The sequence below is a fragment of the Janibacter hoylei PVAS-1 genome (assembly GCF_004025845.1).
Classification (GTDB): Bacteria; Actinomycetota; Actinomycetes; order Actinomycetales; family Dermatophilaceae; genus Janibacter; species Janibacter hoylei.
In genome coordinates, this window is record NZ_PIPF01000005.1 from 23,220 (window position 1) to 48,759 (window position 25,540).

Sequence of the window (25,540 nt, forward strand, 5' to 3'; positions counted from 1 at the left end):
GCGTCAGCGACGGTCGGTGAGCCGCAGGTGGTACCCGTCAGGGTCGTGCACCCGGAAGTCGGTCAGCACCCACGGGCGGTCGGTGAGGTCCTCGGCGAACTCGACGCCTGCGGCCACGAGCCGGTCACGCTCGGCCTGCACGGCGTCGACGACGAGCACGATCTCGGTCCCGCTCCGCACGTGGCGGTGCTCCGCCGCGCGGGCCGGCGAACGGCACGACATGCACCAAGACGACCTGTTGTGCTCGGCCGGTCCAATCGGCTCACGCCAGCAGGGTCCGGATCGCCTGCCGATAGCCGGGCGCCACGACCCGGGCGGCGAGCGCTTCGACCCACCGCAGTCGCGCTGGCAGCCACGGCAGCTGCACCGTCTGGCGCCAGACGACGCGCGAGCCGTGACGAAGGGGGGCCACCGTTACCTCGATCCGCCCGCCGACGACCCGGCCGACCTTGACCACGGTCGCGGACTCCGGCGGGGCCCACGTCTCGACCCGCATGACGTCGTCGAAGCCGAGCGGCCCCAGCGCGGTCCTGCCGGTGAAGCCGGCCCCCGCCCCCATCCGGGTCGCCGGCGGGTTGGGCGTCACCGTCGTCAGCGGGATGACCGCCGTGTGCCGATCAAGGTCCCACAGCCGCGCCCACGTCTCGGCGGGCGCGTGCTCGGTCTCGGCGGACACGACGAAGCTCGACCTCATGCGGTGATCAGCCCCCGCAGGTACGCCGCCTGCCCGACGTGCTGGGTGTCGTCGTTGACGACGCTCACCAGCCGCGCCCCGAGCGTGACCGGCGGATCCCACGAGGTGTCGACGACGCGGTCGAGGTCGTCCTCGTCCAGCCCGGCGACCCACGTCACCGTCTGGTCGTGCACGGCCTCGACGTAGCGGGCGAGCAGCTCGGCACTGGCGACGACCTTGCCCACCTGCGCACTCGTGTGCCCGTAGCCGGTGTCGTCCTCGTCCAGGTCGAGGTCGAAGAACTCGATGAAACCTCGGGCAGCCCAGACCTGCTGAAGACCGGCGACGTCGGCCACGTGGTCGTCCTGGACGCGATAGGCGTGCCAGACCAGCCACGCGATCGGGTTGGCGTCGGGCGCGACGCGGTGCGTCAGCTGTTCCTCAGTGAGACCGTCGATGGCGGCCAGCGCGCTCTCGCGCACCCGGCCGAAGCAGTCGATGAGCAGTTGTGCAGGAGTCATGCCCCCGACGCTACGCCCCGGTCGCGGCGCTCAGCAGCCGTCGGGCCCGCAGACGTCGCCGGACTGCACGACCTGCACGGCCGGGGTCCGCTCGGCGAGCGCCTTGTCCACGACCTCGCGGAAGACCTCGGGCGGCTGGGCCCCGGAGACGGCGTACTTCATGTCGATGACGACGAAGGGGACACCCGTCACCCCGATCTGCCGCGCCATGTCGATGTCGGCCGCGACCGCGGCCTCGTAGCGGCCGTCCTCGAGGGAGGCGCGGACCTCCCCTTCGTCCAGACCGGCGGCCACTCCCACCCGGACGAGCGCGTCGACGTCACCGATGTCGAGGCCGTGCTCGAAGTGACCGGACAGCAGGCCCTCCTTGACGGCATCGGCGACCCCACGCTCCTTGGCGAGGTGGAGCAGCTGGTGGGCGCGCGCGGAGTTGGCGACGACCAGGCGGTCGAAGTCGTAGGCGAGGCCTTCGCCGGCGGCCTGCTCGGCGACGTGGCCGAACATCTGCCGCACCTGCTCGACGGGCATGCCCTTGCGGGAGGCGAGGTACTCGGCCTCGGTGCCGTCGTAGTGCTCGGGCAGGCTCGGGTCGAGCTGGTAGCTGTGCCAGGCGACGGTGATCTCGTCGCGCTGCGGGTGGTCGGTCAGGGCGGTCTCGAGGCGCCGCTTGCCGATGTAGCACCAGGGGCAGGCGATGTCGGACCAGATGTCGATCTGCATGTCGGGGGGCAACGCGCGGAGCGCGCCGGATCATCCCGCGGGTGCCGCCAGGGTCTCGCGGGCCCGCGACCACGGGAGGATCGCGAGGGCGCTGACGAGTCCGCTGAGCGCGAAGGCCCACTGCCAGCCCCAGAGGTCGGCGACCGCACCGATGACGACGGGCCCACCGATGCCGCCCGCGTCCTGGCACATCTGGAAGGCGGCGAGCACCTTGCCCCCGGACCGGCCGTTGCCGACGACGTCGGCGACGGTGGCCTGCTGCGCCGGGTTGAGCAGGCCGGCGCCGGCGGCGAGCACGGTCGTCAGGACGAGGATGCCGACGAGGCCTCCGGCGAGTCCCATGGCGCCCATGCCGACGGCGCTCAGGCCGAGGCCGACGAGGATGGGTCGGCGGCGGCCGAGCGTGTCGGCGATCCGACCGGAGAACTGCAGGGTGATGGCGGTCGCGGCCGCACCTGCGGCGAGGGCGACGGCGGCGGCCCACGTCTCCCCCACGACCGCGACGGCGAAGAGCGGCAGGATCGCCACGCGCACGCCGAAGTTGGTCCACCCGTTGGCGAAGGCCGACACCAGGGCGGCGCGGTAGGCGCTGTCGCCGAGGGCCTCGCGCACGGTCATCGGCGGCAGTGCGCCCTGCAGCGGGTCGGCGCGAAGGGGGGTCCCCCGCAGCATGGTCGCGACGAGGGCCGCGGCGAGCAGCAGCGCGACGCCGTAGACGAGGAAGGGCACCCGCATCCCGAGCTCGCCCAGGGCGCCGCCGATGACGGGGCCGATGACCCCGCCGATGAGGAAGGCACTGCCGTACATCGACGAGACGCGGCCGCGGATGAGTGGCGGGGCCATGCGCACGAGCAGGGCCATCGCCGAGACGGTGAACATCGTCGACCCGATGCCGCCGAGCGAGCGGAAGATCAGCAGCTGCCAGTACGACTGGGCAAAGGCCGAGGCGCCCGTGGACAGGGCGACGATGACCAGCCCGAGGATGTAGACGGGCCGCTCCCCGAGCCGCGTGACGAGAGCACCGCCCGCAGGGGCGAAGAGCAGACGGAAGAAGGCGAAGGCCGAGACGATGACGGAGGCGGCGGTGACGCCGACGTCGAAGCTCTGGGCGAACTGCGGCAGGACCGGGGTGATGAGGCCGAAGCCCACGGCGATGACGAAGGCCGCGGCGACAAGTGCCTTGATCTCGGCCGGGACGGACGGCCGCTCCTGCGCGGGGCGGGCGGGGGTGCTCACCCGCCGTACTGTGCCACCCCACCCCGATGACCGCCCTCGAGGGCTCGACCGATGGCCCAGGTGACGAGGTAGGCGGCGACCAGACCCCCGGTCATCGCCGCGGCGAACTGCAGGAGGAAGGGGTTGCCGAAGGGGTCGAGGAGTCGGCCGAGGACGACGTCGACCAGGCCCTGCGGGTTGGTCACCACGTCCCAGGAGTTGAAGCGGGGGAAGCGGCCGAGGTAGACGCCGAGGGAGGTCAGGGCCAGGGAGCCGATGGCGAGCGCCCAGCCTGCGGCCGTCCCCATCCGGGCGGCGACGATCCGGTGCACGAGCAGCAACGAGGCGAGCCCCAGCAGCAGCCCCGTCCCGGCGAAGGAGCCGATGAGCAGGGCGTCGAACCACAGTGGGGCGCCGTGCATCCAGTCGAGGTGGATGAAGTCCGTGATGATGTACGGCGCATTGGGCAGGAAGAGCAGCCACACGACGCCGACGGGGGCGAGCAGCCACCCGGGGGCCCGGAGCCGGTCCAGCCCGGTCATCGCGAGCGCGAGGAGGAAGGGGATCCACGCGAGGAAGAGGTTCCAGAAGAGGAAGGTGAAGACGGCCCCCGTCTGATCCGTGCGCACGTACTGCAGCGCCGCGGCGACGAGGGTGCCGGCGACGGGGAGCAGGGTGAGCCCGGCCAGCCAACGCCCGGGGTGAGATGTCGGAGCCATCCCACGACGGTAGGCCGCCCACCTTGGGGATCTCTGGACGAGACCCCACCGCTGGCTGAGGAGCTGGGTCCCACGCGCCGCGTGGGCGGAACGAGCGTCTCGAAGCCACGACCGTGTGCCCCCCGCTCCCGGCGAGGAGGGCCGGCGCGCTGCCGACGTCCTTCGTCCTCGTGTGGGCGCCTTGTCGTTCTCGACGTCGGCTTGACGCTGCACCGACCCTCCTCGCCCGTCCGCTCCGTCCCCCTTCGCCCGCTTCGCAGTAGGTCCCCGGTGGCAGGCTGGTCCCATGGCCGACCTCAAGACCGCCCTGCACGACCACCTGCGCGCCCAGCGGGCGGCGCTGCTGCTCAAGCTCGAGGGGCTGAGCGAGCGGGAGGCGCGGCTGCCCCGGACGCCGACCGGGACCAACCTGCTGGGCCTGTACAAGCATGCGGCGGCGTGCGAGCTGGGCTACTTCGGCGAGACCTTCGGTCGGCCGAGCGACCTGGCGCTCCCGTGGGAGGCCGAGGGGGTGGACCCGGACGACAACGAGGACATGTTTGCGACCGAGGGCGAGTCGATGGCCGACGTGCTCGCCTGGAGCGCGGCCTGCTTCGCCCACGCCGACATCCTGCGCGAGCACGTCGACGGTCGGGTCGGGCTGCGCTCCGAGGGCAACAACCTGCCGGAGTGGGACGAAGGGCGCTGGGCCCGGTACGTCGAGCGCCTCACCCGCATCGCCGACGAGCGCGCCTGAGCCCGTGGAGCTGAGCGAGGCCGTCACCGACGTCTACGCAGCGCCCCTGGCCGACTTCGTCGCCACCCGCACCCGGTGGGTGACCGCGGCCAAGGACGAGGGCGACGCCGATCTGGCCGCCGCGATCAAGGCCCTGCGCAAGCCGACCGTCCCCGCGCACCTCGTCAACGTCGTCGCGCGGGAAGAGCCGCAGGTCGTGGCCGCGCTCCTCGCTCTCGGCGAGCGGATGCGCGCCGCCCAGGCCAGTGGCGACGGAGCCGCGCTCGCAGCGGCCCGACCTGAGCGAAGGGAGTGCATCGACGCCTTCGTCGCGGCCGCCGGTCGCGCCGCCCACGAGCACGGCCTGGGCTGGTCCGCCGGCGTGCAGGACTCCGTGGCGGCGACGGCCGTCGCCGCGCTCGCCGACGAGGCGAGCGGCACGGCGGTGGCCTCGGGTCAGCTGCTCCGCCCTCTGGCGTACGCCGGCTTCGGTGAGGTCGAGCTCGACGACGCGGTGGCGACCCCCCTTCGCCTCCTGCCGCCCCTGCCGGACGACCCCGGCGACGACACGGAGGAGGTCAGCGCCGAGGAGCGCGCTCGGCAGGCAGCCCTCGAGGCCGCGCGCGACCGGCTGCGCGACGTCGAGCGGGAGCTGGCCGCCGCCCGCCTCGCCGAGTCGGAGGCGCGGGCCGCGCTCGTCGCCGCCCGCGACCGCACGAAGGACCTCGAGACACGTGTGGCACGTGAGGCCGATGAGGTGGTGCGGCTCGAGACACGCCCGGGCGCCGGACGTGCACGACAACGGCCGAGAAGCGCGGGATCATAGCCCTCATGAGCACGGCGCGCACGACTTCTCCCCGCACCGCCCCGACCGACCTGCCGACCTGGGCCATCCAGGCGGAGGACCTCGAGGCCATGCTGGCGACCGACGACGACACGGTGGACACCGCGGTCATCCCGCGACTCGCCTACCGCGAGGCCGTCGAGGAGGCGGCCGTCCCTGGCCAGACGATCGTCACCGAGCCGGCCGACGAGGTCGAGCACGTCGCCGCACCCGTGGGCCACAACCTGCGCCGCCGCCACGCCAGCCCAGAGTCGGTCGCGGCCATCCGCCGCAACCTCATCGCGGTCGCCTGCGTGCTGGCCGCCGTCGTCCTCATCGGCGCGGCCGCCACCTGGCTCGCCGGCTGGATCGCCCTCGGCGTCTGGACCCTGCTCGTCGTCGCCGGCGCCATCGCGATCCGCCGCTCCAACTCGCGCTACACGGCACGGCACAGCCGCTACACCCCGCGGCACGCCTGACCCGACAGAGACGCACGCCACGGGCGGCAGGGGAGTCCTCCCCTGCCGCCCTTGGCGTGTTCTCGCTAATCTGGCCCGAGGTGGGGCCCTGGCAGTCGGCGCCCGACCGGATCGACGACCACGATCGGGAGGACGAGCATGCGCCGCGTGCGCACACGAGACATCGCCGCGCTGGCCTGCGCCGCCTCGCTGCTGACCCTGAGCGCCTGCGGCGACGACGAGTCCGGCACGTCCGACCCGACCTCGTCCGCCACGGCGAGCAACGCGACGACCTCCGACGACGAGCACGCCATGGAGCAGGTCCGGGCGATCGACAAGCAGCTTCGCGCCGCGGACCCCAGCAAGCCCCTGCCCGAGGACGCCACCTGGGCGACCGATGGCTTCCGCACCCGCTTCGACGCGGCAGCCGCCGACTTCACCGAGGCGGGCGCGGTCTTCACGGGCAAGATCACGACCGAGTCACTGCATCTCGGCGAGTCCGACCCCGATGCTCCGGGCGGTGGGCAGCTCACCGCATATGCCTGCACGGTCGACACCACGCGCATCATCGTCGACGGCAAGGACGTCACGGCGCACCCCAACGACCCGACCAAGGTGCTGCCCAAGAAGCCTCGGCACGACACCTACCTCAACACCTACTCCACGACCGACGACGGCACGACCTGGCAGCTCGACCGGTCGCGCAACCTACCTGACAAGGACAAGAAGGGGACCCCGTGCGACGCCTAGCCACCACGCTCCTCGCCGGAGCCCTCCTGCTCTTCACGCCCGCCCTCCCGCAGGCCAGCGCCACGGCCGACTGCCGAGAGGGTGGTCGAGGAGACACCGGAGGTGGCTCCGTCATCGTCGGCGCCGACTGGTGCCAGTCCGGCGGCAACAACGGCGGCAACGACAACAGCGGCGGCAACAACAGCGGCGGCAACTACAACGGCAACAACGGCGGCGGCACCACCGGTGGTCAGTCGGAGTCCGGCGACTCGACCTCGTCCGGCCCGCGCATGTACACGATGGCGGAGGTCATCGAGATCTGCATGCGCGACGGCGACGCCCTGTCCATCTCGTGCATGGCGGCGTACAACGACCGCATCATCCGCGAGGATGACGCGACCGAGGACGCGCCGGCCGACGAGACGCCTGCGCAGGCCATCGCCCGCGCCCGCATCACCGCCATCAGCCGGCTCGACCTCAGCCGCCCGGAGATCGGCGCCTCCCCGTGCCAGACCGACACCGGCGCCTGCCGCGGCACCGTCGGCCTGCCCGTCTGGCTGTGGGTCGGCGACGGCACCGGCGGTGCGCTGCCCTCGATGTCGACCACGGCCACGGCCGGCCCATACTCCGTGACCGCGACCGCCAAGGTCTCCAAGGTGAAGTGGTCGCTCGGGGACGGCACGACGACCACCTGCACGACCACCGGCACCAAGTACGACTCGGCGACGCACGGCTGGTCGGACCCGACCTGCGGCTTCGCCTCCGGCTGGTCCACCGCCGGCACGCACACCCTGACGGCCAGCTACGTCTGGGAGATCTCGATCTCGGGTGACGCCACGGGCTCGGCGACCCAGACCATGTCCTCCACCGAGCAGGTCACCGTCGGCGAGCTGCAGTCCGTGGTCACGCAGAAGGGCTGACCGGCCGGACGGTGAGCACCTGGGCGAGGGTGCCGAAGGCCCCTCGCTCGTCGTGGAGCACGCTGGAGGTCAGCCCGTGGCCGGCGGGTCCGAAGGAGACCGTCGTGTCGAGCCCGAGCCAGCCCGGCTCGGGCTGGCGGAAGAGGTGCGCGGTGAGATCGACGTTCGGGAAGAGGACCTCCCGGGGTGAGGCGAGGACGTTCATCCCGTTGGCGATGTCGAGGAGACCAGCCGTCGCGGCGAGGTGACTGTGCGGCTCGTCGACGAGCGGCACGTCGGTGCGCACCCACACCCGCCCGCGCCCCGGCTCGACCGCCTCGCGGCGCACCTCGACGCTCTCGATGAATCCTCCCGTCCACACGCTGCTCGGGTCCCACGGCTCGGTGTCACCCGGCGCCGGCATGGGCGGCAGGTCGCTGTGCTCGAGGGCGCTGGTCTCTCCGGCGGCGACGAGCCAGGCCCGGGCGACGGCGACCGCGCGGCCCCCGTGCGAGAGCGTCGCCTCGACGAGCTCGATGGTCCGCCCCGGCCGCACGACGCGCACCTCGTGCGTGCACGGCTGCACGGGGACGGGCCCGAGGATGTCGCAGGCCAGCCGAACGAGCGGCAGCCCGTCGTCGCGGCGAGCGTCGCGGTCGACCTCGACGAGATGGGCGAGCAGGCCGAGGGCCGGCGCGATGTGCTGCTCGCTCTGCGTCCAGGCGCCGCCGGTGTGCGCCGTGGGGCGGACGGTCAGGCTGTCGATGCGCTCGAAGTAGGCCATGGGCCCATCAGACCACCCGGTGTCACCGGTCTGGTGGCAGGCACGCTCGCGCTGCTCAGCTCAGCAGCGCTGCGAGCGTGCCGCCGAGCTCGGTCGCCGCCTCCAGCGCCGCGTCGTCGACGTCACCGACGACCTCGAGGGTCTCGGCGGCCTGACGCCAGTCGAGCGCCTGGACGATGGAGCCCACCGCCCGCACGGCACCGGTGACGTCGTACCGACCGTGCACCCAGAGGCCGTAGGGCCGCTTCGCGGTGGAGCCACCGCCCCCTTCGCCGGCCCCGCCGGAGTCGTCGAGTGCTCCGCCGACCTGGAGGAAGGTCGAGTCGAAGAAGTGCTTGAGGGCCCCTGACATGTAGCCGAAGTTGGCCGGGGTGCCGAGCAGGTAGCCGTCGGCCGAGAGCACCTCGTCGGCGCTCGCCTCGAGGGCGGGGACGACGTGCACCTCCACGCCGTCGAGGTCGGGGTGTCGGGCCCCCGCGAGCGCCGCGTCGAGCAGCGCGCGGGTCGACCGGGTCGGGCTGTGGTGGACGACGAGCAGACGAGCCATGCCCGCCATCCTGCCCTCAGAGACGGGCGATGACCACGACGAGCACGGGCAGGCTCGCCGCGAGGACGACGAGGGTGTCAGCCGGGCGCCAGGGGGCCGGCTCGGCCCAGGTGCGGCGGGCGGACGAGGCGAAACCGCGAGCGTCCATGGCCACCGCGAGCGTCGCGGCCGACCCGAGGGAGCGCATCAGCATGCCGAAGGTCGAGGCCCACAGGTGCGCGACGAGCGTGCGCGGGTGCCGCCACGAGACTCCCTGCCCCCGCAGGCGGCGGGCCCAGCCGATCTCGGTCCACGCGGCACCGAGGGTCTGCACCCGCTGCAGGGCAGCGCCGAGCGCCACGACGGGCCGGGCGGGCAGCCGCAGCCGCTGGCCGAGGTGGTCCGCGAGGTCGTCCGGGTCGACGTAGGCGAGCGTGATCGCCGACGGCACCACGATGACGAGCAGACGCAGAGCGGCCGACAACGCCGTGTCGACATCACGCGACCCGAGGAGCCAGGTCGACCACCCGACGCCGACCGCGCCGACGAGCCCCGGCAGGAGCCGGATCGCCAACCCGCACCACCGCCCGACGACCCAGCCGGGGCCGGGCCGGTTGGCCAGCCCGATGACCGCGCCCACCCCGAGCAGCGCGAGGACGACGAGCGAGGTGCGCCAGCCGGGCGAGAGCACCGCGGCGACCATCGGGATCGCGGCGGCGGCGAAGAGCGACAGCGGACCACAGGCCGACAGGACCGCGCGGGGCGTGGAGCGGGTCGGCCCCGGCGAAGGGGGTGACACCGGCTCGACGGCGTCGACGAGGGCCATGAGGTCGGGGTCGTGGGAGGCCGTGACGACGGCACCACCGCGGGCACGCTGCGCGAGGAGCAGCCCGACGACCGCGGCCCAGGTGCCGCGGTCCTGCCCGACGGTCGGCTCGTCGGCGAGCACTGCTGCGGGACCGTGGGCGAGGGCTGCGGCGACGGCGAGGCGACGCTGCTCGCCACCCGAGAGGGTCTGCGGGTCCGCCCGCTCGAGGTGGGCGAGCCCGAGGGCCTCGAGCAGCTGTCGGGCCCGGGCCGTGGCGGCGGCCTCGTCGCGCTCGCCGAGCGTGCGGCCGGTGAGCAGCACCTCGTCGAGCACGGTGCGCGTGAGCAGCGCGCTGGAGCTCCACTGGGGCACCCACCCGAGCAGCGGGGCGATCTCGGTCGCGGGGAGCTCGCCGACCTCACGCCCTTCGGCCGTGGTGACCCGGCCGGAGACCGGGGTGACGAGTCCGGCCAGCGCGGCCAGCCAGGTGCTCTTGCCGCCGCCGCTCGGGCCGACGAGCGCCGTCGCCCGGCCGCCGGTCACGGCCAGCGGCTGCGCGACGAGCGCGGTCGCCGACTCGCTGCTGCCGTCGAGGTGGTTGCGTCGGCGCTCGACCCGCAGGGCCTCACCCTGCAGGAGGGGGGCACCCCCGTCGACCGGGCGGGCGAGCGGCCCGAGCGGCACGCTCAGGGGTTCCGGCGCGGCGACCCCGGGGACCCAGATACCCTCCGCGGCGAGCCGCGGCCCGTGCTCCTCGAGCACGACCGCGGGCGGTCCGTCGTGCAGCACCCGACCGTCGCGGCCGAGGACGACGAGCCGCTCGCAGTGCTCGACCCACGGCTCGATGCGGTGCTCGACGACGATGGTCGACACGCCGGCGGCACCACGGAGGACGGCGTCGCGCACGGTGGCGGCACTCGTCTCGTCGAGCATGGCGGTCGGCTCGTCGAGCAGCAGCAGCGAGGGCTGGAGGGCGAGCGCACCGGCGAGCGCGACGCGCTGGGTCTGCCCGCCGGAGAGGGCACTCGTCGGCGTCGCGGGGTCGAGGTCGCCGAGCCCGACCGCGGTGAGCGCGGCAGCGACCCGGGCCGGCATGGCGTCAGCGGCCACCCCGACGTTTTCGAGACCGAAGGCGACGTCCCGCCCCACGGTGGCGGCGACGGTGCCTGACCCGGGCTCCTGGAGGACGAGGCCGACCGCACCGGGCCGCTCACCCGGCGGGCTCCCTTCGATCGTGACGGTGCCCGTGAGGTCACCCGAGTCGACGGTGAGCAGCAGCCCCGCGAGCGCCCGCAGCAGCGTCGACTTGCCCGAGCCGCTCGGCCCGACGAGCAGCACCCGCTGGCCAGCGGGGATGCTGAGGTCGATCTCCCGCAGGACCGGCTCCTTTCGTCCGGCCGGTCGCCAGGTGAGCCCGCGGACGGCGACGGAGCGGTCCGCGGGCCCGCCGGTGGTGTCGGGGATCAGACGGCCCTCCGCTCGAGGACCTCCTGGCCGGGCGGGAAGGGGTTGAGCGCACCGGCCTCCGCGAGCGCCCGGGTGAGCAGCCACCCGCCGATGCCGGCGATGACGACACCGGAGACGACCATGAGGGGCAGGTAGGCGAGCTTCCAGGCCCACGCCCAGTCGGTGAAGTAGGCACCGATCTCGTAGACCCACTCCAGGGGCGCCGACAGGGCTCCCGCGAGGACCGCGACGGCGGGGCCGAAGGCCTTGTAGGCGAAGATCGCGAAGGCGAGCTCGGCGCCGATCCCCTGGGCCAGGCCCGAGACGATCGTCGTGACGCCCCACTGGTTGCCGAAGAGCGCGGAGACAGTCGCGGCGATGAGCTCGCAGGCGATCGCGGCACCGGGCCGGCGCACGACGAGGCCCCCGACGACCCCGGCGATGAACCAGAAGCCGACGAAGAGGCCGAAGAGGGGCTGGAAGGCGAGCCCGAGGGCGGAGATCGGGCCGTTGTACAGCAGTCCGTACCCCCAGTAGGCGACGCCGAAGGCCACGCCGAGGAAGGCGATGGTCAGCAGGTCGACGGTCCGCCAGCCGAGGAGCGGACGGGTGGCGAGGACGGTCCCGGCGCGGGTCGCGCCCGTGGACTTCGTGGTGGGCATGCGTACTTCTCCTGTGTGGTGTGACTCCACAGGGCGGGCCGGCGCCAACCGCGACGGCGAGGCCGTCCGGCGACGACGGTCCGTGAGACTCGACTCCCTACGCCGGTGCGAACCGGATCAGGTACGAGGGTCTGCGGTCGCCCGCACTCTCAGCGCTGTTGCGCTCCCCTGTCGTGCCCCTCCAGCATAGGCCTGTGGCAGGGTTGGTCCCGTACCGGGTGGCGCGGACCGTGACCACCTCTCACGCATGGCGAAAGGACCCCTCATGGGCAACGTGGTGTGGAAGCTGTTGGGCAGCGGATCGGCGATCCTCGCCGGCATCGTCGCCAACAAGGTGATCACCGAGGTGTGGAAGAAGGCCGGCCGAGACACCGAGATCGACCCGACCAACCCCAACACCTCCTTCGGGGAGGCCCTCGCCTATGCGGCCCTCGCCGGTCTGGCCGTCGGCCTGGCCCGCACGATGACCACCCGTCAGGCGGCGGCGATCTACCAGAGGTCCGCCGGTCACCTGCCCAAGCCGATGCGCGAGGACGTCGAGAAGGAGCTGGGGCTCGAGTCGTGATGCAGGGCATCTCCATCACCGAGCCCGGCGACGCCGACGTCCTGCAGATCACGGAGGTCGAGGCACCCACCGCCGGGCCCGGTCAGGTCGTTGTCGACATGGTCGCCGCCGGCGTCAACCGCGCGGACGTCATGCAGCGGCTGGGTCACTACCCGCCGCCGAAGGGCGCCTCCCCCCTGCCGGGCCTCGAGGTCTCGGGCAGGGTCCTCGAGGTCGGCCCCGAGGTCGAGGGCTGGTCCGTCGGCGACGAGGTCTGCGCGCTCGTCGACGGCGGCGGCTACGCGGAGCGGGTCCTCGTGCCTGCGGCCCAGCTGCTGCCGATACCGAAGGGAGTCGACCTCACCTCTGCCGCAGGCCTGCCCGAGGTGGCGTGCACGGTGTGGTCCAACGTCTTCATGACCGCCAACCTCCAGCCCGACGAGACCTTCCTCGTCCACGGCGGGTCGAGCGGCATCGGCACGATGGCGATCCAACTGGCCAAGGCCGCCGGAGCCCGGGTCGCTGTCACCGCGGGCAGCGAGGACAAGCTCGCCTTCTGCCGCGAGCTCGGGGCCGACATCGCGATCAACTACCGCGAGCAGGACTTCGTCGAGGAGGTCCGGGCGGCGACCGACCGCCACGGCGCCGATGTCGTGCTCGACCTCATGGGCGCGAAGTACCTGCCACGCAACGTCGACGTGCTCGCCACGGCAGGCCGTCTCGTCGTCATCGGTCTCATGGGTGGCCGGAAGGGCGAGCTCGACCTCGGCAAGCTGCTCAGCAAGCGCGCCGCGGTCATCGCGACCTCGCTGCGCGCCCGCCCCGCCGGGGAGAAGGCGGCGATCGTCGCCGCCGTCCGCGAGCACGTGTGGCCCCTGATCGAGGCCGGCGCGGTGCGCCCGATCGTCCAGGGCGCCCACCCGCTCGAGCGGGCCGCGGATGCCCACCGCGAGCTCGAGGCGAGCGGCCACATCGGCAAGATCCTCCTCACCGCCTGACCTCTCCCCTTCCCCGCCCTTTGCTCCGTCCTGGGCGCACGGGGTGAGACTCAGTCGCCGATCTCGGCGCCCATCGCCCGACCGGCGGTCCGCCCGGAAAAGATGCACCCGCCGAGGAAGGTGCCCTCGAGGGCGCGGTAGCCGTGCACGCCACCGCCGCCGAATCCCGCCGCCTCCCCGGCCGCGTACAGACCGGGGATCGGCTGCCCGTCGCTGCCGAGCACCCGTGCCGACAGGTCCGTCTCGAAGCCGCCGAGGGTCTTGCGGGAGAGGATGTGCAACTTGACGCCGACGAGCGGGCCCTTCTTGGGGTCGGTCAGCTTGTGCGGCGGGTAGGCCCGCTTGGAGATCTTGTCCCCGACGTAGGAGCGGGCCACGCGCATCGCGGCGATCTGGGCGTCCTTGCCGTAGGGGTTGTCGAGCTGGGCGTCGCGCTCGTCGACCTGCTTCTTCACGAGGGCGGGGTCGAGTCGCGGCTCGCCGTCCTCGACGAGCTCGTTCATCTTGGCGACGAGCTGCTCGACGGTGTCGGCCTGGACGAAGTCAGCCCCCTGGTCGAGGAAGGCCTGCATCGACGGCGTGACGTCGGCGAGCGAGCGCTTGCGGATGACCCCGGCGACCTCCTTGCCCGTGAGGTCCTGGTTTTGCTCCGAGCCGGAGAGGGCAAACTCCTTGCCGGCGATCGACCGGTTGGTGATGAACCACGAGTGGTCGTGCCCGGTGGCGCGCAGGTGCTCCAGCGTGCCGAGGGTGTCGTAGCCGGGCAGCAGCGGCGCCGGCAGGCGGTTGCCCTCGGCATCGAGCCACATCGAGCTCGGCCCGGGCAGGATGCGGATGCCGTGCTGCGCCCAGATGGGGTCCCAGTTGCGGATCCCCTCGACGTAGTGCCACATGCGGTCGCGGTTGATGAGGTTGCCGCCGGCCGCCTCGGTGATGCCGATCATGCGTCCGTCGACGTGCGCGGGCACGCCGGTCACCATGTGCTTCGGCGGCGCGCCGAGGCGCTCGGGCCAGTTGGCGCGCACGAGGTCGTGATTGCCGCCGATGCCGCCGGAGGCGACGAGGACGACCGGCGCGCGCAGCTCGAAGCCGCCGATGCTGTCGCGGTTGGTCGCGACGCCCCGCTCGGCACCGTCGTCCGCCAGCCGGGCTCCGCGGACGCCGACGACGGCACCCCCTTCGACGATGATCTCGTCGACGCGGTGGCGGTGGGCGTAGGTGATCAGGCCGCGCTCCTTGGCCTCGGCGACCCGTCGGGCGAAGGGGGCGACGACCCCCGGCCCCGTGCCCCACGTGATGTGGAATCGCGGCACGGAGTTGCCGTGCCCGTGCGCTGACCCGTCGCCGCGCTCGGCCCAGCCGACGATGGGGAACCAGCGCATGCCCTGCTGGTGCAGCCAGGAGCGCTTCTCGCCGGCGGCGAAGTCGAGGTAGGCCTGCGCCCACTGCCGCGGCCAGTGGTCCTCGTCGCGGTCGAAGCCGGCCGTGTTCATCCAGTCCGAGTGCGCGAGCTCGGCGGAGTCCTTGATGCCGAGGCGGCGCTGCTCGGGGCTGTCGACGAAGAACAGTCCTCCGAAGGACCAGTGCGCCTGCCCCCCGAGGTTGGCCTCGCTCTCCTGGTCGACGAGGAGGACCTTGCGACCGGCGTCGGCGAGCTCCGCCGCCGCGACGAGTCCGGCCAGCCCGTGGCCCACGACAATGGCGTCTGCATCCATGGGGTGACTCTAATACTCATTACCCACGAGTAGCGAAGGGGTCTCCCCGAGCCTGCCTACAGTGGTCACGTGCGTCGACTCGCCCGCCTGAGGACCCCCGCGCTCGCCCTGCTCGTGGCCGCGGTGGCGCTGCTCGGTGGCCTCGTGACCGCCTCGCTCTGGCCCGTCACCGTCGAGACCGACTACTACGCCGCCGACGTGCACCTCTCCCCGAGCTGGGCGGACCGCTCACGGATCGGCACGGACACCGTCGTCGGCAGCGTGTCCGCGCAGTTCGCCGGCGTCGCGCCCGGGGTGCAGGTCTCGCCGCGGGTCAAGCCCGAGATCACCCAGCTCGTCGCCTCCGGCGACCTCGGTGCGACGGCGCTGGACGTCAGCCCGCAGGAGCGCTCGCGCGTCATCCGTGAGGCGGCGACCGGTGTGGGGTGGCGCTTCGGGGTCGGTGCGCTCGGCGGGCTCGGCCTCGCCCTCGGGGCCGTGGGTCTGCGGCGGCAGGCCCTCCCTTCGGCCCGCACGACGCTGGCGGCGAGCGCCGCCACCGCTGTCGCCTGCGCCGGCCTCGGCCTGTCGACCCAGCGCACCTACGACCCGGACCGGCTCGTCGCGCTCCACTCCACCGGCCTGCTCCAGCTGGCCCTCGACAACCGCGGTCTGCTCGACGACGTCGAGGCACGCGCCGACCAGGCGACGCCCTACCTGCGCAACCTGCTCGCCCTCTCCTCGGCCCTGCAGGAGGAGTACGCGCCCGAGGCCGCGCCCGACGGCGAGGCGCTCACGGTGCTGCTCGTGTCGGACATCCACTCGAGCAACCAGTACGCCCTGATGCGCACGATCATCGAGGAGCAGGGGGTCGACGTCGTCATCGACTCCGGCGACCTCATCAACCTCGGGCACGTCGAGGAGGCGCGACTGAGCAACCTCTACGGGTCGATCGGCTCGCTCGGGGTGCCCTACGTCTTCGTCGCCGGCAACCACGACAGCAACGCCCCCGACGACACCGCTCTGCTCGACGACCTGGCGCGCACGCCGGGCGTGCAGCTGCTGCAGCCGGGGCCGGGCGAGTACCGCGAGGTGACGGTCGGGGGTCTGCGGATCGCGGGCTTCAACGACCCGCGCTACTACGGCGACGCCGACGACGGCACGACCGAGGCCCAGACCGAGGCCAGGGACAGCTGGCTCGAGGCCCTCGGCGAGGGGGCTCCCCCGGACCTCACTGTCTCGCACGAGGCACCGGCGCTCGATCGTGCACCCGGCCGGCTGCGGGTGCACGGCCACGGCCACGTGCCGCTGCTCGACGGCAACCGGTTGCAGGTGGGCACCTTCACCGGGGGCGGGACGCTGTCCCACTTCGTCGGTGGGCCCGACACGGAGCTCGGCGGCCAGCCGAGCAGCTTCGACGTGCTGACCTTCGACGACCGGTGCCGCGCCCAACGACTCACCCGCTACGAGTACCGCTCGGTCATCGAGGGGCGTCCGAGCTTCGACTCGCTGTCGGTGCTCAACGCCGGCCGGATCACGGACGCTCCGGACGAGGGGCGGACCTGCGGGGGCGACGAGCTCGAGGTCCGCCCGCTCGACCGGTGACGTGCTCCCCCGCTTCGTCCTGGCCGAGGTCCGCCGAGCACGCCGACGCCCCGGCCGCGCACGGCGACCGGGGCGTCGGGGTGGGCTCAGACCGCCGGGAAGACCGGCGGGTGGACCTTGGCCATCTCCTCGAGCACGCGCACGACCTGGCAGGAGTAGCCGAACTCGTTGTCGTACCAGACGTAGAGGACGATGCGGTCACCGGCGGTGATGGTCGCGCGGCCGTCGACGATGCCGGCGTGGCGGTTGCCGACGAAGTCCGTGGAGACGACCTCGGGGCTGTCGACGTAGTCGAGCTGCTTGTGCAGGTCGCCGTAGAGGGAGGCCTGGCGGAGGAAGTCGTTGAGGGCCTCGCGCTCGACCGCCTTCTCGAGGGTGAGGTTGAGGATCGCCATCGACACGTTGGGGGTGGGGACGCGCACCGAGTTACCGGTGAGCTTGCCCTCGAGCTCGGGCAGCGCCTTGGCCACGGCCTTGGCGGCACCGGTCTCGGTGAGCACCATGTTGAGCGCTGCGGAGCGGCCGCGACGCTCGCCCTTGTGGAAGTTGTCGATGAGGTTCTGGTCGTTGGTGAAGGAGTGGACCGTCTCGATGTGGCCGCCGACGACGCCGTACTCGTCGTTGATGACCTTGAGCGCCGGGACGATGGCATTGGTCGTGCACGAGGCGGCGGTGACGACGTCGGCGTCGCCGATCATCGCGTCGTTGATGCCGCTCACGATGTTGGGCAGGCCACCCTTGCCGGGGGCGGTGAGGAGCACGCGCGAGACGCCCGGGCACTGCAGGTGCTGGGAGAGACCCAGCTCGTCGCGCCACTTGCCGGTGTTGTCGACGACGATCGCGTTGTCGATGCCGTACTGGGTGTAGTCGACGCTCGCGGGGCTGTCGGAGTAGATGACCTGGATGAGCGTGCCGTTGGCGAGGATCGTGTTGTTGTCCTCGTCGACCGTGATCGTGCCGGGGAAGGAGCCGTGGACCGAGTCGCGGCGCAGCAGGCTGGCGCGCTTGGACAGGTCGTTGTCGGCGCCCTTGCGCACGACGATGGCGCGCAGCCGCAGTCCGTGGCCGGTGCCGGCGTGCTCGATGAGGATGCGGGCGAGCAGACGGCCGATGCGGCCGAAGCCGTAGAGGACGACGTCGGCGCTCTCGCCCTCGTCACCGCCGTGCTTGCCGATGACGTCGCCGAGCTCGGCGCGCAGGAAGTCCTCGAGGGAGACGTCCTCGCCGGTCTCGAGGCGGCGACGGTGCAGGCGCGCGACGTCGACGGAGGCGGGGCCGGGCTGGAGGGCGGTGAGCGCCTCGAGCAAGGGGAGGGTGTCGTCGAGGGTCAGCTCGATGTCGACGCGGCGGGCGAAACGGTGCGCCTTGAGGATGTCGGTCGGCGACTGGCCGAGGAGGGTGCGGCCGTGGATCGACGTCACGACGCCGAACTCGCGGTAGAGGCGGCCCACGACGGGGATCATCGCCTCGGCCTTGGCCTGTCGGTCGGCCCACTCGGCCAGGTGCTCGTCTGCTGCGGTGCTCTGCGGCGTCGTCGTCATGGGCCCAGATCGTAGCCGCTGACGCCTCGGGGACGGGCCCGGGACCGGCCCGAGACGATGGATCTCACACCGCTCAGCCGGGGGTCGTCACGTCGAAGAGCGCCTGCACCTTGGGAGCACCTCCGCAGGTGAGCTCGTGGGGCGCGCTCATCGTGCGCACGACATGACGAAGGGAGGACCGATCACCGTGGTCGAGGTGCACCAGCCAGGCATCGTCGCCCGCGGCCTCGAGGCGCGGCGGGGCGAGGTCGCGCAGGCGGACGGAGGCGTCGGTGCGCATCAGGTCGTGGGCCGCGGCCTGGGCGGCCGGGTGCCACGAGCAACGCCCGCGCCACCGGTCGAGGTCGACCCGTCCGTCGAGGTGGTCGAGCACGACGCGAAGGGCGGTGTCACCGGTGAGCCGGCCGTACTGCGAGCCCTCGGGCAAGAGGATCACGTTGCCGGCGAAGCGGTCGCCGCCCAGGTGGGTCGTCTCCCACACGGCACCGGGGAGGGCATCGTCGAGGACGGCGGCGACGACGCGGCCGTCGATGGCGCAGCACACGTCCTTGCGGCCGTGGGTGCAGACGAGCAGGAGCGGCTCGTCCGTCGGGTCGGGCAGGTCGTCGAACCTGCCGGCGAGCGCGACGAGGTCCTCCGGGGTCTGCCACGAGGCACGGCCCACGAGGCCGCGCCGGACGTCGACGAGGAAGACCGGCTGGAGCCCGTCGGCCTCGACGAGGTCTCCCTCGAGTCGACCGTGCCGGCGGATGAGCTGCAACCGCGCGCCGAAGCGTCCCAGCTGGACCGACAGGTCGTCGCCGACCTCGGTGAGTGGCGGGGCCTGGATCGGCTTGGGCGGCCAGGGGCCGGGGTGCCCGACGAGCATCCAGTAGCGCGCCGGTACCGCGGTGCCGACGGGCGCGTCGCCGCGCTCGAGGGCGGCGACCGAGCAGCGGAATCGCTCGGGGGGCACGGGTTCGGTCATCTCCGAGAGCCTACGCGGCGCCTCTGGGCGCAAGGACCGCCACCCCGCCGACCACGAGGCGATAGGCGAGCGCCCGGTCCAGCGCGGCGCCCGAGCCCGTGAGCCACGTGGCGACCCCGTCGGCCTCGGCGGTCGTGAGCGGGAGGCGACCTGCTCGGCTGACGAGGTCGACGCCGGCCCCGGTCGGCTCGAGGCTGGCGCGCAGGTGCTCGCGGGGCACGACCTCGTGGTCGGCGAGCCCGTCGGCGAGCGCAGCCGCCGTCGCGACGGGGGCGACCGGGGCGGGGCGCTGCGCGGCCCGCTGCTTGGGTGCGAGCAGGGCGGCGACCGCCGCGTCGTCGAGCGCGTCGACGGCCGTGTGGAGGGCCGCGCGCACGGCGGTCAGGTGCTCGGCGAGGTGGGTCGGGTCGCTGACGTCGACGCCGGGCGGCAGCGAGGTCCGCAGCTCCGGCTGCTCGGCGAGAGCGCGCCGGGTGCCGTCGAGCACGGCCTCGGCGAGGTGGTGCCGGTGCCAGACGTGCACGCCGATCGTCAGGTGGACGCTCACCCCGCCGAGCGCGGTGGCGGAGTGGAGCCAGCCACGCGGCACGTAGAGCACGTCCCCCGGCTCGAGCGTGACGTCGAGGTAGGGCTCGGCCGCGGCGGCCTGCTCCACCTGGGACCGACGGTCCTGCCAGGGCTGGTCGCGTAGCGGGTGCTCGTGGACGGGGGCGTGGAGGGACCACCGCTTGGTGCCCTCGGTCTGCAGGACGAAGACGTCGTGCACGTCGTAGTGGGCGGCGAAGCCGCGGTTGGCCGCCGGGGTCACGTAGGCATTGGCTTGCACGGGGTGCCCGAGGTCGGCCGCGAGCTCCTGCGCGAGGGCGAGCACGGGCGGATGGGTGCGGTGCAGTCCCTGCAGGACGATCGTGTGCCCGTCGGCGAAGAGCCGCAGCAGGGCCGTGTCGTCGACCTGGTCACGCACCCCGGCACCCACCCCGCCACCGCGGGTGAAGTCGGCATCAGCCAGCGTGCGACCTTCCTTGGCCACCCGGACGAAGGGGGCCCGCATCCCCCGGCGAGAGAGCAGCGCGTCGACGTCGTCGATGCCGAGCAGGGCACCGCCGGCGGGGAGCGCGTCGGCGCGGACGTGTCGAGGCTCGCGGCCCCAGGCCCGCGCGAAGTCGTCGGGTGCCAGGTCGGTCAGACGGGCGAGGCCGGTGCACCCCGTCGGTGCACCGGCCTCGTGGGGGTCGGTCACTCAGACCCCGCCGTCGGCGCCACCGTCACCAGCGGCACCGTCCGCGCCACCGTCCCGTCACCGGCAGCACCGTCGGCGTGCGGGGCCTCGGTCGGCACGCCGCCGATGGCCTCCTCGGGCAGGTCTGGGGTCTCGCTCGGAGGCTGCGTCATCGTGCTTCTCCTTCGTGTCGGTGCGCGGCGCGACTGACGCCACCCACCCTTCATAGCCGAGGATGCTCCGCAAGGGAAGCCTGACGACGTGGGCATCCCCCTTCGCCAAGTGAACGATGAAGATGAAACATCCTGCGGCACAACGCGTTACTGTCGAACTCATGACTGAGTCCCCGGCCCGTGACCTCGACATCGTCCTCGTCGGCGCCACCGGCTTCGTCGGCCGCCTCACGGCCCAGCACCTGCGTGACCACGCCCCTGCGGGGCTGCGGATCGGGCTGGCCGGTCGCTCCCGCGCCAAGCTCGACGTGCTCGCCGCCGAGCTCGGAGCCCCCCTCGCGGACTGGCCCCGGATCGTCATCGACGTCTCGGACCCCGCGGCCTGTGCCGACCTGGCCGCCCGCACCCGCGTGCTCGTGACGACGGTCGGCCCTTATGCCGCGTACGGCAGCGAGCTCGTCAAGGCCTGCGCCGTCGCCGGCACGCACTACGCCGACCTCACCGGCGAGGTCCTCTTCGTCCGGGACACCGCAGACGCCTTCCACGACGTGGCCCAGCGCTCGGGCGCGCGCATCGTGCACTCGTGCGGCTTCGACTCGATCCCGTCCGACCTCGGCGTCTGGGAGACCGCCCGCATCGCCGCCGACGAGGGGGCCGGCGAGCTGACCGACACCGTCCTCTTCGTCCGGCGGCTCAAGGGCGGGCTGTCCGGCGGCACCATCGACTCGATGCGCCGCCAGACGATCGCCGCCCGCGAGTCGGTCGAGGACCGCCGCGTCATCAACGACCCCTACGGCCTGAGCCCCGACCGGGCCGCCGAGCCGACGAAGTCCGATCGCGCCGACACCCAGACCACGCCCGCCCCACGGGGCGGCCGGGTCCGCTCCGTCGCCGGTCGCGTCGGGTCGCGACTGCCGGTGCGCCGCACCGAGGACGGTCACTGGACCGGCCCCTTCATCATGGCGTCGTACAACACACGCATCGTGCGTCGCAGCAATGCCCTGCTCGGCTGGGCCTACGGCCGCGCCTTCCGGTACCACGAGGTGACCGACTTCGGCGCCCGCGCCAAGGCCCCCTTCGCCGCCACCGGCATGACCGCCGGCCTCCTCGGGCTCGTCGGCGGACTCTCCTTCGCGCCGACCCGCAAGGTCATCGACCGCTTCCTCCCCGACCCGGGCGAGGGCCCCGACGAGGAGACGCGGGTCAACGGCCGCTTCACGATGGAGGTCGTCGCCATGACGACGTCGGGCACGAAGTACGCGACCACCGTTGCGGCACAAGCAGACCCGGGCTACAACGGCACGGCGATCATGCTGGGCCAGTCCGCGCTGTGCCTCGCCGAGGACGACCTGACGAGCGAAGGGGGCGTCCTCACCCCCGCCGTGGCCATGGGCTCGGCGCTCATCGAGCGCCTGCGGGCGCAGGACTTCACCATCGAGACCCACCGCCTCACCCACTGACCGCACCTGCGCACATCTCCCCAGGGAAATGCCACCCCTGTGCGCATTTCCCTAGGGAAATGACAGCCCTTCCGGTGATCTCCCTAGGGAAATGCGGCCTTGCGTGCGCATTTCCCTAGGGAGATGCGCAGTCGGGCTACTGGTCCAGGCGGGCCTGCGGCACGGGGGCGTCGGTCCCCTCGAAGCGCACGTCGCGGTGCCACGACTCGGTGCGGTAGCGGGTGACCCAGCCCATCGATTCGTAGAGGCCGTCGGCGCCGGTGGGACTGTCGGCGTCGACCTCGAGCGCGACGCGGTTGCGGCCACGGCGGGCGGTGTCGGCGATGACCGCGTGGAGCAGCGACTTCGCGACGCCCCGCCCACGGGCGAGCCGGTGCACGCCGATGTAGTCGATGTACGTGCCCTCGTGACCCTGCTTGTCCTTGGGCAGGACGGACGCGGCGACGGCACCGCCGGGCACCCACTGGCCCTCGACCTCGATGTCGGCGATCCACCAGTGGTCCCACCGGTGCCCCGGGGCCTCACGCAGCCGCGACAGGAACTCGGGGAAGGACTCGCGGTAGGAGTTGAAGTGGTCGGCGAAGGACTCCTCGATCATCCGGTAGACCGCCTGCAGGTCGGCCGCGACCGGGGTCCCGTCGTCACGGCGAGCGACCTGCCGCACGACGACGCCCTCGCGGGTCTCGGCGAGATCGGCGTCGCCCGGACCGATGGGGCGGCTCATCTGCAACCACCGCCGGGCGCGGGTGAACCCGGCCGGCTCGAGCATGCTGCGCAGCCGCTCGTCGTCCTCGTGGACCGACACGTCCAGTCGGGTCCCGCCGAGGCCGCGGCCACGCGCGATGCGCAGCGCGACCGCCTCGGCCCAGGCGAGGAGAGAGGCGGCGAGCGTCTGCTCGACCTCACGACCGAGGTCCGGGTCGGCGGTCAGGTCGATGTTGCACCGACCGGCCGCGCGGTCGTGCACCCGCGCCCACACGCGGATCGCCCCTCCGGGGTCGACGACGACGACCTGGCGACGGGTCCACGACCCCTCGCCGACGGCCTCACCGGCGATGAGCTCGCTCTCCACGGCACCCGAGCCGTCGACCGCCTTCTTCGCGGCCGAGACGAGCGCGATGAGCTCGTCGACGTCGCCCTCGTCGGGGGCCCGGCTCGACCAGCCCTCGGGCAGGTCCTCGGGGACGATCGGGAGGAAGCCCGCCTGGGCCCGGGGGCCGCCGCTCACGGGACGAGCCGACGCTGACGGGGCAGGAACTCCGGCTCTGCCTTGCGGGCATTCGCCGCCCGGGCACGGGCGGCGTTGGGGCCGAAGAGCAGGGGGAGCTGCTCCCTTCGCTCCCGTGCAAAGGTGTGGCGTGGACTGCGGTGCCACGTCCCGTCGAAGAGTCGCTTGGTCGCCGCGAGCGCGTCGGGCGAGCGGGTGGCCAGGCGCTCCGCCAGGGCCAGGGCGGCAGCCACCGGGTCGTCCGCCACCTCCGTGGCCAGCCCGAGCTCGTCGGCGCGGGTGCCGGTGATCTTGTCCGCGGTCATCGTCAGCTGCTTGGCCACGTCGATGCCCACGAGCTCGGAGAGAGCCTGCACCCCGGACATGTCGGGGATGATCCCCCAGCGCCCCTCGAGCACCGACCAGGTGGCGTCAGGGTGGGTGATCCGGAAGTCGGCCGCCAGGGCGATCTGCAGCCCGCCTCCGAGGCAGTGACCGCTGACGGCCGCGATGACCGGGACCGGCAGCCGGCGGAAGGCCCACGGGGCCTCCTGGAAGGTGTTGGTCCCCCGCCACGGGCGCGGGACGAAGCGGGAGACGATGCCCGACGGCTTCTTCATCGCCGAGCCGAAGTCGAGGCCCGCGCAGAAGGAGTCGCCCTCACCCGAGATGACGACGGCGCGCAGCCGACGGTCGGACCGTAACCCGTGGGCGACGGCCGCGAGGTCGTCGAGCATCTCCAGCGTCAGGGCGTTGAGCTTGTCCGGGCGAGCGAGCCGCACGTGGGCGATGCCGTCCGAGATCGTCGTCGTGATGTGCCGAGGCATGCCCCCACCCTATGCGGGGCCGGGACGACGGAAGGCCCCCGTCCAAGGACGGGACCCTTCCGGTGGAGCAGGTGTGATCAGACGGCGTCGAGGTACTTCTCGAGGATGCCGGCCACGGTGGAGGCGGACTTCTCGGTGGCGGAGGTGACGAGGTAGGTCGTCCCGCCCTTCTCGCCCGCGCACTGGGTCGTCGAGGAGAGCGTCCCGCAGTGGGCGTCCCCGACCTTTTCGTCGTCGTCCCAGACGGCCTCGAAGTCGGACGGCTTGACCGAGGAGCTCGAGACGACGGAGATCGTGTCGCTGCCCTTGGTGTAGACCGCCGTCTTCTGACCGCTGGTGTTGCTCGTGGTGCCGCGCTTCCACCCGTCGAACTCGGCCGGGAAGTCCCCACCGCCGGCGGCGCTGGAACTGCTCGAGCTCGTCGTCGGCTCGGAGGTCGAGGACTCGGTCGTCGGCTCGGAGGTCGAGGACTCGGTCGTCGGCTCGGAGGTGGAGGACTCGGTGGAGCTCTGCGAGGTCGACTGGCTCGTCGACGAGGAGCTGCTCTCGTCGTCGTCGCTACCACCGAAGGCGAAGTAGCCACCGATGCAGCAGGCGAGGACCACGACGAGGACACCGCCGATGATGGCCGCGATGATGCCGCCGCTCATCCCCTTCTTCGGGGGCTGGCCACCGGTGGCACCCGGACCGCCGTAGCCCTGGCCGGGAGGCGGTGCACCCTGGCCGTAGGCCGGCTGCCCCTGCCCCTGCCCGTAGGGCTGGTTGAACTGGCCGTGCTGGGGCCCCTGGCCGAAGGAGCCGCCGGGCGGCGGAGGAACGTTCGGGCCGCTCGGACCCCCTGGAGGTGTGGTCATGGGGCCATGGTCACACAATCCGGGCCCCGGCGGTACCACGCGACACCGCGCGGCGCCGAGCACACACAGCGAGGGCGGAACTCCCCCTGCGGAGTCCCGCCCTCGCTGTCGGCTCCGAGACCCCCTGCAGCCCCGTGCCGTGCCAGCCGCTCCCCTGTGCTGCTGACACGGATGAATCTATGAGGGCCGCGCAGACCGGGTCGATGGGGAGAAGTACCCATGTCCGGTGGGGTTCTCGCCCGCGCGCACCCGGGGGCAGACCCCCGTCGGTCAGCCGCGCTCGACGACCGCCTTGAGCCGCTCGAGCGTCACGGCCATGCCCGCCTCCATCTCACGGTCGAAGTCGGCGACGCCCCCGAGCACCTTGTCCTGCAGCGTCCGTGAGATGGCCGTCGTCCCCTGCGGCGCCTCACGACGGTGCGTGACCGTCGTGCCGCCGGACGCGGAGGGCGCCAGCTCGAAGGACCAGATGGTCCCGTTGTCCTTGACGCGGAAGGCGTAGTCGCGGTGCGGCTCGAAGCGCACGACCTTGGCGCGCGTCGGCCACAGCAGCGGGCCGCGCCGGTTGACGTTGATCGTCCGCGTCCCGAGCCCGACCGGCGCCGTGCCGACGACGTGGGTGCGGAGCACCTGGTCGGAGAGTCCGCCGAGGGCGCGCGGGTCGGTGATGACCGCCCACACCTCCTGCGGGGTCGCAGCGATGTCGGTCGTGGCCTCGAGGAGTGCGGCGTTCTGCGTCGTCATGCCGCCGAC

28 protein-coding genes and 1 riboswitch are annotated in these 25,540 nt (G+C 72.9%); of the genes, 9 read left to right on the forward strand and 19 right to left on the reverse strand.

Annotation, left to right across the window (positions count from 1 at the left end):
• Positions 1 to 3 precede the first annotated feature (3 nt).
• From CWN80_RS15335 to CWN80_RS05330, 6 genes are all read right to left on the reverse strand, one after another.
• Positions 4 to 180, reverse strand: a complete 177-nt coding sequence (locus CWN80_RS15335) for a VOC family protein (protein ID WP_156811789.1) — start codon at positions 178 to 180, stop codon at positions 4 to 6.
• 82 nt (positions 181 to 262) lie between these two features.
• A complete protein-coding gene (locus tag CWN80_RS05310) occupies positions 263 to 694 on the reverse strand; it encodes a hypothetical protein (RefSeq protein WP_007928779.1) in 432 nt (143 codons plus the stop codon).
• On the reverse strand, positions 691 to 1,194 hold the full coding sequence (locus CWN80_RS05315; RefSeq protein WP_040881501.1) for a mycothiol transferase: 504 nt from the start codon (positions 1,192 to 1,194) through the stop codon (positions 691 to 693). The genes CWN80_RS05310 and CWN80_RS05315 overlap by 4 nt, the downstream gene beginning before the upstream one ends.
• 30 nt (positions 1,195 to 1,224) lie before the next feature.
• Positions 1,225 to 1,914, reverse strand: coding sequence for a DsbA family oxidoreductase (locus CWN80_RS05320; RefSeq protein WP_040881502.1), 690 nt, complete (start codon positions 1,912 to 1,914; stop codon positions 1,225 to 1,227).
• 30 nt (positions 1,915 to 1,944) lie between these two features.
• Positions 1,945 to 3,150, reverse strand: a complete 1,206-nt coding sequence (locus tag CWN80_RS05325; RefSeq protein WP_007928784.1) for an MFS transporter — start codon at positions 3,148 to 3,150, stop codon at positions 1,945 to 1,947.
• Entirely contained in the window at positions 3,147 to 3,848 is a 702-nt protein-coding gene (locus tag CWN80_RS05330) for a DUF1361 domain-containing protein (RefSeq protein ID WP_157986913.1), read from the reverse strand. Before CWN80_RS05330 ends, CWN80_RS05325 begins: the two co-directional genes overlap by 4 nt.
• 286 nt (positions 3,849 to 4,134) lie before the next feature.
• Between CWN80_RS05330 and CWN80_RS05335 the strand changes: the two genes are divergently transcribed.
• The 5 genes from CWN80_RS05335 (at position 4,135) to CWN80_RS05355 (ending at position 7,493) form a co-directional block, all read left to right on the forward strand.
• Entirely contained in the window at positions 4,135 to 4,584 is a 450-nt protein-coding gene (locus tag CWN80_RS05335; protein WP_007928786.1) for a mycothiol transferase, read from the forward strand.
• Positions 4,585 to 4,588: 4 nt separating this feature from the next.
• Positions 4,589 to 5,389: a hypothetical protein gene (locus tag CWN80_RS05340; RefSeq protein ID WP_007928787.1), complete on the forward strand. Its 801-nt coding sequence runs from the start codon at positions 4,589 to 4,591 to the stop codon at positions 5,387 to 5,389.
• A gap of 5 nt (positions 5,390 to 5,394) precedes the next feature.
• Positions 5,395 to 5,865, forward strand: a complete 471-nt coding sequence (locus CWN80_RS05345) for a hypothetical protein (protein WP_007928788.1) — start codon at positions 5,395 to 5,397, stop codon at positions 5,863 to 5,865.
• Positions 5,866 to 6,012: 147 nt separating this feature from the next.
• Entirely contained in the window at positions 6,013 to 6,594 is a 582-nt protein-coding gene (locus tag CWN80_RS05350; protein WP_128276996.1) for a hypothetical protein, read from the forward strand.
• A complete protein-coding gene (locus CWN80_RS05355; protein ID WP_007928790.1) occupies positions 6,582 to 7,493 on the forward strand; it encodes a hypothetical protein in 912 nt (303 codons plus the stop codon). Before CWN80_RS05350 ends, CWN80_RS05355 begins: the two co-directional genes overlap by 13 nt.
• Here CWN80_RS05355 and CWN80_RS05360 read toward each other — a convergent pair.
• The 4 genes from CWN80_RS05360 to CWN80_RS05375 are packed head-to-tail and all read right to left on the reverse strand — an operon-like array spanning position 7,477 to position 11,698.
• Complete coding sequence (locus CWN80_RS05360) at positions 7,477 to 8,256, reverse strand: thioesterase family protein (protein WP_007928791.1); 780 nt, start codon at positions 8,254 to 8,256, stop codon at positions 7,477 to 7,479. The two genes, CWN80_RS05355 and CWN80_RS05360, sit on opposite strands and share 17 nt — an antisense overlap.
• Positions 8,257 to 8,311: 55 nt before the next feature.
• The gene (locus CWN80_RS05365; RefSeq protein WP_007928792.1) at positions 8,312 to 8,803 is read right to left on the reverse strand and encodes an NAD(P)H-dependent oxidoreductase; all 492 of its coding nucleotides are present in this window, start codon (positions 8,801 to 8,803) and stop codon (positions 8,312 to 8,314) included.
• A 16-nt stretch (positions 8,804 to 8,819) separates the two neighbouring features.
• Positions 8,820 to 11,141: an ATP-binding cassette domain-containing protein gene (locus tag CWN80_RS05370; RefSeq protein ID WP_238148092.1), complete on the reverse strand. Its 2,322-nt coding sequence runs from the start codon at positions 11,139 to 11,141 to the stop codon at positions 8,820 to 8,822.
• Positions 11,054 to 11,698, reverse strand: coding sequence for an ECF transporter S component (locus tag CWN80_RS05375; RefSeq protein ID WP_007928795.1), 645 nt, complete (start codon positions 11,696 to 11,698; stop codon positions 11,054 to 11,056). Before CWN80_RS05375 ends, CWN80_RS05370 begins: the two co-directional genes overlap by 88 nt.
• A 77-nt stretch (positions 11,699 to 11,775) precedes the next feature.
• Positions 11,776 to 11,878: riboswitch (TPP riboswitch) on the reverse strand.
• A gap of 85 nt (positions 11,879 to 11,963) precedes the next feature.
• On the opposite strand from CWN80_RS05375, the gene CWN80_RS05380 reads away from it, so the two are divergent.
• Positions 11,964 to 12,263: a DUF4235 domain-containing protein gene (locus CWN80_RS05380; protein WP_007928796.1), complete on the forward strand. Its 300-nt coding sequence runs from the start codon at positions 11,964 to 11,966 to the stop codon at positions 12,261 to 12,263.
• Entirely contained in the window at positions 12,263 to 13,240 is a 978-nt protein-coding gene (locus CWN80_RS05385) for an NAD(P)H-quinone oxidoreductase (protein WP_007928797.1), read from the forward strand. The genes CWN80_RS05380 and CWN80_RS05385 overlap by 1 nt, the downstream gene beginning before the upstream one ends.
• Before the next feature lie 50 nt (positions 13,241 to 13,290).
• Here CWN80_RS05385 and CWN80_RS05390 read toward each other — a convergent pair whose 3' ends face one another.
• Complete coding sequence (locus CWN80_RS05390; protein ID WP_040881504.1) at positions 13,291 to 14,955, reverse strand: FAD-binding dehydrogenase; 1,665 nt, start codon at positions 14,953 to 14,955, stop codon at positions 13,291 to 13,293.
• A 69-nt stretch (positions 14,956 to 15,024) separates the two neighbouring features.
• Here CWN80_RS05390 and CWN80_RS05395 point away from each other — a divergent pair, with 69 nt between their 5' ends.
• Positions 15,025 to 16,539 carry a metallophosphoesterase family protein gene (locus CWN80_RS05395; RefSeq protein WP_007928801.1) on the forward strand — a complete coding sequence of 505 codons (1,515 nt, stop codon included), beginning with the start codon at positions 15,025 to 15,027 and terminating at the stop codon, positions 16,537 to 16,539.
• Positions 16,540 to 16,625: 86 nt separating this feature from the next.
• Here the strand turns inward: CWN80_RS05395 and CWN80_RS05400 are convergent, their stop codons facing one another.
• The 4 genes from CWN80_RS05400 to CWN80_RS15340 all read right to left on the reverse strand — a co-directional run bounded on the left by CWN80_RS05400 (position 16,626) and on the right by CWN80_RS15340 (position 20,439).
• Positions 16,626 to 18,080: a glyceraldehyde-3-phosphate dehydrogenase gene (locus CWN80_RS05400; protein ID WP_007928802.1), complete on the reverse strand. Its 1,455-nt coding sequence runs from the start codon at positions 18,078 to 18,080 to the stop codon at positions 16,626 to 16,628.
• A gap of 73 nt (positions 18,081 to 18,153) precedes the next feature.
• Positions 18,154 to 19,047: a sucrase ferredoxin gene (locus CWN80_RS05405; RefSeq protein WP_128276997.1), complete on the reverse strand. Its 894-nt coding sequence runs from the start codon at positions 19,045 to 19,047 to the stop codon at positions 18,154 to 18,156.
• A 10-nt stretch (positions 19,048 to 19,057) separates the two neighbouring features.
• Positions 19,058 to 20,287, reverse strand: coding sequence for a cupin domain-containing protein (locus CWN80_RS05410; protein ID WP_192899842.1), 1,230 nt, complete (start codon positions 20,285 to 20,287; stop codon positions 19,058 to 19,060).
• Positions 20,284 to 20,439, reverse strand: a complete 156-nt coding sequence (locus tag CWN80_RS15340; RefSeq protein WP_157986914.1) for a hypothetical protein — start codon at positions 20,437 to 20,439, stop codon at positions 20,284 to 20,286. Before CWN80_RS15340 ends, CWN80_RS05410 begins: the two co-directional genes overlap by 4 nt.
• 161 nt (positions 20,440 to 20,600) lie before the next feature.
• On the opposite strand from CWN80_RS15340, the gene CWN80_RS05415 reads away from it, so the two are divergent.
• Positions 20,601 to 21,899, forward strand: coding sequence for a saccharopine dehydrogenase family protein (locus CWN80_RS05415; protein WP_007928498.1), 1,299 nt, complete (start codon positions 20,601 to 20,603; stop codon positions 21,897 to 21,899).
• A 136-nt stretch (positions 21,900 to 22,035) separates the two neighbouring features.
• Here the strand turns inward: CWN80_RS05415 and CWN80_RS05420 are convergent, their stop codons facing one another.
• The 4 genes from CWN80_RS05420 to CWN80_RS05435 all read right to left on the reverse strand — a co-directional run bounded on the left by CWN80_RS05420 (position 22,036) and on the right by CWN80_RS05435 (position 25,531).
• Complete coding sequence (locus CWN80_RS05420; protein WP_007928499.1) at positions 22,036 to 23,127, reverse strand: GNAT family N-acetyltransferase; 1,092 nt, start codon at positions 23,125 to 23,127, stop codon at positions 22,036 to 22,038.
• Complete coding sequence (locus CWN80_RS05425; protein ID WP_007928500.1) at positions 23,124 to 23,933, reverse strand: crotonase/enoyl-CoA hydratase family protein; 810 nt, start codon at positions 23,931 to 23,933, stop codon at positions 23,124 to 23,126. Before CWN80_RS05425 ends, CWN80_RS05420 begins: the two co-directional genes overlap by 4 nt.
• A 77-nt stretch (positions 23,934 to 24,010) precedes the next feature.
• Entirely contained in the window at positions 24,011 to 24,787 is a 777-nt protein-coding gene (locus tag CWN80_RS05430) for a hypothetical protein (protein WP_128276998.1), read from the reverse strand.
• Between the two features lie 270 nt (positions 24,788 to 25,057).
• Positions 25,058 to 25,531 (reverse strand): SRPBCC family protein, encoded by a 474-nt coding sequence (locus CWN80_RS05435; protein WP_007928515.1) that lies wholly within the window; start codon positions 25,529 to 25,531, stop codon positions 25,058 to 25,060.
• Between the last annotated feature and the right edge of the window lie 9 nt (positions 25,532 to 25,540).

What these genes read in the sequence shown, in the direction of transcription:
- CWN80_RS05310 (WP_007928779.1), bottom strand. Translation starts at nt 694, where the DNA reads ATGAGGTCGAGCTTCGTCGTGTCCGCCGAGACCGAGCACGCGCCCGCC.
- CWN80_RS05315 (WP_040881501.1), bottom strand. Translation starts at nt 1,194, where the DNA reads ATGACTCCTGCACAACTGCTCATCGACTGCTTCGGCCGGGTGCGCGAG.
- CWN80_RS05320 (WP_040881502.1), bottom strand. Translation starts at nt 1,914, where the DNA reads ATGCAGATCGACATCTGGTCCGACATCGCCTGCCCCTGGTGCTACATC.
- CWN80_RS05330 (WP_157986913.1), bottom strand. Translation starts at nt 3,848, where the DNA reads ATGGCTCCGACATCTCACCCCGGGCGTTGGCTGGCCGGGCTCACCCTG.
- CWN80_RS05335 (WP_007928786.1), top strand. Translation starts at nt 4,135, where the DNA reads ATGGCCGACCTCAAGACCGCCCTGCACGACCACCTGCGCGCCCAGCGG.
- CWN80_RS05345 (WP_007928788.1), top strand. Translation starts at nt 5,395, where the DNA reads ATGAGCACGGCGCGCACGACTTCTCCCCGCACCGCCCCGACCGACCTG.
- CWN80_RS05360 (WP_007928791.1), bottom strand. Translation starts at nt 8,256, where the DNA reads ATGGCCTACTTCGAGCGCATCGACAGCCTGACCGTCCGCCCCACGGCG.
- CWN80_RS05365 (WP_007928792.1), bottom strand. Translation starts at nt 8,803, where the DNA reads ATGGCTCGTCTGCTCGTCGTCCACCACAGCCCGACCCGGTCGACCCGC.
- CWN80_RS05375 (WP_007928795.1), bottom strand. Translation starts at nt 11,698, where the DNA reads ATGCCCACCACGAAGTCCACGGGCGCGACCCGCGCCGGGACCGTCCTC.
- CWN80_RS05380 (WP_007928796.1), top strand. Translation starts at nt 11,964, where the DNA reads ATGGGCAACGTGGTGTGGAAGCTGTTGGGCAGCGGATCGGCGATCCTC.
- CWN80_RS05385 (WP_007928797.1), top strand. Translation starts at nt 12,263, where the DNA reads ATGCAGGGCATCTCCATCACCGAGCCCGGCGACGCCGACGTCCTGCAG.
- CWN80_RS05390 (WP_040881504.1), bottom strand. Translation starts at nt 14,955, where the DNA reads ATGGATGCAGACGCCATTGTCGTGGGCCACGGGCTGGCCGGACTCGTC.
- CWN80_RS05400 (WP_007928802.1), bottom strand. Translation starts at nt 18,080, where the DNA reads ATGACGACGACGCCGCAGAGCACCGCAGCAGACGAGCACCTGGCCGAG.
- CWN80_RS05405 (WP_128276997.1), bottom strand. Translation starts at nt 19,047, where the DNA reads ATGACCGAACCCGTGCCCCCCGAGCGATTCCGCTGCTCGGTCGCCGCC.
- CWN80_RS15340 (WP_157986914.1), bottom strand. Translation starts at nt 20,439, where the DNA reads ATGACGCAGCCTCCGAGCGAGACCCCAGACCTGCCCGAGGAGGCCATC.
- CWN80_RS05415 (WP_007928498.1), top strand. Translation starts at nt 20,601, where the DNA reads ATGACTGAGTCCCCGGCCCGTGACCTCGACATCGTCCTCGTCGGCGCC.
- CWN80_RS05425 (WP_007928500.1), bottom strand. Translation starts at nt 23,933, where the DNA reads ATGCCTCGGCACATCACGACGACGATCTCGGACGGCATCGCCCACGTG.
- CWN80_RS05430 (WP_128276998.1), bottom strand. Translation starts at nt 24,787, where the DNA reads ATGACCACACCTCCAGGGGGTCCGAGCGGCCCGAACGTTCCTCCGCCG.
- CWN80_RS05435 (WP_007928515.1), bottom strand. Translation starts at nt 25,531, where the DNA reads ATGACGACGCAGAACGCCGCACTCCTCGAGGCCACGACCGACATCGCT.